The organism is Syntrophomonas sp. UBA5494 (assembly GCF_002426325.1).
On record NZ_DIPG01000135.1, the window covers coordinates 9651 to 12867 of the forward strand.

The window sequence follows — 3217 nt, forward strand, 5'->3', positions numbered from 1 at the left end:
CGGTTATCCCGACAACACCTTCCGGCCGGACAATCCCATTACCCGCGCCGAATTCACCGTAATAGCGGTTAAAGCCTTTGGCCTGCCGGCGGCGTCCGGCCAAGTATTTGCCGACACCGCTGACCATTGGGCCCGGGACTATATAGCCGCCGCCGCAGCGATCGGCATCGTATCAGGTTATAATGATCGGGAATTCGGCCCGGATGATCATATCACCCGTGAGCAGCTGGCGGCCATCCTGTGGAGATACGCCAAATTCAAGGGCTATGATGTCAGTGTCGGGGAGGATACCAATATCTTGAGCTACAGCGATGCTTTTGAGATCAGCGAATATGCCATACCCGCCATCCAATGGGCTTGCGGCGCAGGCCTGCTGGAAGGCCGCACCGAAAGCAGCATAGCTCCTGGCGAAAATGCCTCCAGAGCGGAAGTGGCAGTCGTGCTCAGCAGGTTCCTCGATAAAGCAGCGAAATAACTGGTAATTAGCATTTTGGCTGGGGATAGACATTTCCGGTAAGAAGAATGGGAGGGGGGATTGCCCCCCTCCTGGTTGTGAGGAGGTCAAAGGCGAGGAATATACCTTTGACATTTTATTTTCGCTCTTAAGCGGCAATGTCTTTCTTGACGGTCCTGGTCTGAGGCAGCAGATAGCTGTACCAGTAGATGCTGCCCACAAATATGCCCCCGCCCACAATGTTGCCCAGGGTCACGGGGATAAGATTCTTCATAAAGAAGGCCCCCCAGGTCATGACATCCGCCACTGAAACCTTAAAAGCAGCTACCGCAGCGGCGGCGTCAGCCGGTGTCATGGTGGCGGCAACCGCCGTCTGGGCGGCTACATCTACGATACCCGGTATATGGGAAACCAAAATGCCCATGGGAATAAAAAACATATTGGCCACGCTATGCTCGAAGCCGCTGGCTACGAAAGCCATGATGGGGAAGAAAATACCGAATACTTTGCCGACCACGTCTTTGCTGGCCAGAGCCAGCCAGACCGCCAGGCAAACCAGCCAGTTGCAGAGTATGGCCCGGCAGAAAGCAGACATCCAGGTCAGTTCCAATTTGCCCTTGGCCACCGCCAGAGCTTTGGCGCCCACTGCACCCTTGAACAATCCCAGTGCTGCTGTGCCATCAAAGAATCCGTAAAAACCGCCGGCCACAATATAAACCAAGAGCAGGGAGCCGGCAAAGTTAGCCAGCCAGATAATAACCCAGTTCTTCACCAGGTCACCCCAGCTGCAATCCCCGTTGAGCACGCCGATCACGAAGAACATGTTGTTGCCGGTAAAGAGTTCGGCTCCGCCGATAACCACCAGCATCAGGCCGGTGCTGAACACGGCGCCGAACATGAACTGTCCCAAGCCGTTACCAAGGTATTTGGGAATATCGTTGCCGATTACGGTAGCCAGGTTGGCGCCGAAGCCGATATAGGCCCCGGCCAGAATACCCAGTACGATCAGCTGTCCCATGGATAGGGTTTTCTTTTTGCCGCTGGCTCCGCAGGCCGCCACGGCTACTTCTCCGGGAGCTAAAAAGTTCATGAAAATCATCCTTTCCATATGAGCATATTACCTGTATCCGCCAGCAGGTACAGGTGGTAGAACATAGGGTTGGGGGACGGGCGCTTTATTAAGGCGCCCTCCCCCTGGTTTGCGCTGCATTGCGGACATAGCAATGCTTGAGAAGTCGGTTGATGTTCTAGTTTAGTTTAGCGGCATAATCATTCTGAAAGTGCTTTAGTGTGGTCAAGAACGGCGCCGGCGCCGCTTGTCCCAAACCACACAGGCAAGCCCTGGCCATCACTGTTCCAAGCCTTTCGGCATTGTCTAAATCAGACGCTATTCCCTGGCCCTTTTTCAAACGATGTACCGTTTCATGCAAACGCTTGGTACCCTCGCGGCAGGGAGCGCACTTCCCACAGGATTCATGTTCAAAGAAGCTGGTTATACGCTCAATAACATCGACAATATCACGGGTTTCATCCATCACCAAAACCGCCCCGGATCCCAGGGTGGCTCCTATAGCGGCCATAGAGTCAAAATCAATGGAGGTGTCCAGTAAGGTTTCCGGAATAAAACCGCCTGATGTGCCGCCTACTTGAACCGCTTTAATTTTTTTGCTTCCCACCAGACCGCCGCCGAAATCATAAACTACCTGACGAAGGGTGGTATTGGTAGGCACCTCGACAAAAATCCGGTTGGCGACATCGCCGGTCAGGGTGAGAACTTTGGTGCCGGGATAACCGGCAGCTCCTATACTTTTGTACCAGTCGGATCCTTTTTCAACGATGACCGGAATGTTGGCCAAAGTCTCCACATTGTTAACGATGGTGGGTTTTCCCCACAGTCCGCTAACCGGGGGAAAAGGCGGTTTAAAGCGAGGCTCGCCCCGATGCCCTTCAATAGATTCGATCAGAGCGCTTTCCTCTCCGCATACATAAGCGCCGGCGCCCATGCGCACTTCGATGTCGAAGCCATCCAGCACGCCTTTTTCCTTGGCCTGGGCAATCGCTTTTTTCAAGGTTTCAACTACATAAGGATACTCGCCCCGGCAGTAGATGTAACCTTTGCTGGAACCGATGGCATAACCGCAGATGGCCATGCCTTCCAGAACGGACTGGGGATCGTTTTCCATAATGATACGGTCCTTGTAGGTTCCGGGTTCGCCTTCATCCGCGTTGCATACCACATACTTTTGCTCGGAAGCGATCTGTGAAGAAAAACTCCACTTCATACCGCAGTTGAAACCGGCCCCGCCCCGGCCCCGCAGCCCCGATTGCTTAACCAGGTCGATAAGGTCTGACTGATTCATGCTCCGGGCTTTAGCCAGCGATTGATAGCCTCCGGCGTTAATATAATCATCGATGTTGAGCGGATCAATTTTACCAAAATTGCGCAGCACGACACGCATTTCCTCAGACATTGATTTCCCTCCTTTCACTACTTATATTCGGCCAGCACACCGGGAATTTTCTCGGCGGTCAAATCCCCGTAAGGCTTGCTGTTAACGGTAATTACCGGAGTAGCCTGACACTGTCCGACGCACTCGGTAAACTCCAGGGTAAACTTTCCATCTGCCGTGGTTTCACCCATTTTAATGCCCAGTTCTTTTTCCAGAGCCGCCACAACCTGATCGGCTCCGGCGATATGGCAGGGGGCGCTTTCACAGATGCGGATCACGTTCTTGCCGCGTTTTCCCACCTTGAAGTAGGAAT

4 protein-coding genes are annotated in these 3217 nt (G+C 53.4%); 1 reads left to right on the forward strand and 3 read right to left on the reverse strand.

The features are described 5' to 3' along the window. Positions 1–475 (forward strand): S-layer homology domain-containing protein (locus B3W37_RS15310; protein WP_483176307.1); only part of this gene is annotated, 475 nt, incomplete at its 5' end. A gap of 127 nt (positions 476–602) precedes the next feature. On the opposite strand, the gene B3W37_RS15315 is transcribed toward B3W37_RS15310, so the two are convergent. The 3 genes from B3W37_RS15315 to B3W37_RS15325 form a co-directional block, all read right to left on the reverse strand. Beyond that, complete coding sequence (locus B3W37_RS15315; RefSeq protein ID WP_483176308.1) at positions 603–1544, reverse strand: formate/nitrite transporter family protein; 942 nt, start codon at positions 1542–1544, stop codon at positions 603–605. Positions 1545–1701: 157 nt separating this feature from the next. Then, the gene (locus B3W37_RS15320; RefSeq protein WP_483176309.1) at positions 1702–2925 is read right to left on the reverse strand and encodes a complex I 51 kDa subunit family protein; all 1224 of its coding nucleotides are present in this window, start codon (positions 2923–2925) and stop codon (positions 1702–1704) included. A 17-nt stretch (positions 2926–2942) separates the two neighbouring features. Further along, positions 2943–3217, reverse strand: a 275-nt coding sequence (locus tag B3W37_RS15325) for an NADH-quinone oxidoreductase subunit NuoE family protein (protein ID WP_483176310.1), incomplete at its 5' end; no start/stop codon positions are given.

Coding starts and splice junctions, on each gene's coding strand:
- B3W37_RS15315 (WP_483176308.1), bottom strand. CDS start 1,544: ATGAACTTTTTAGCTCCCGGAGAAGTAGCCGTGGCGGCCTGCGGAGCC.
- B3W37_RS15320 (WP_483176309.1), bottom strand. CDS start 2,925: ATGTCTGAGGAAATGCGTGTCGTGCTGCGCAATTTTGGTAAAATTGAT.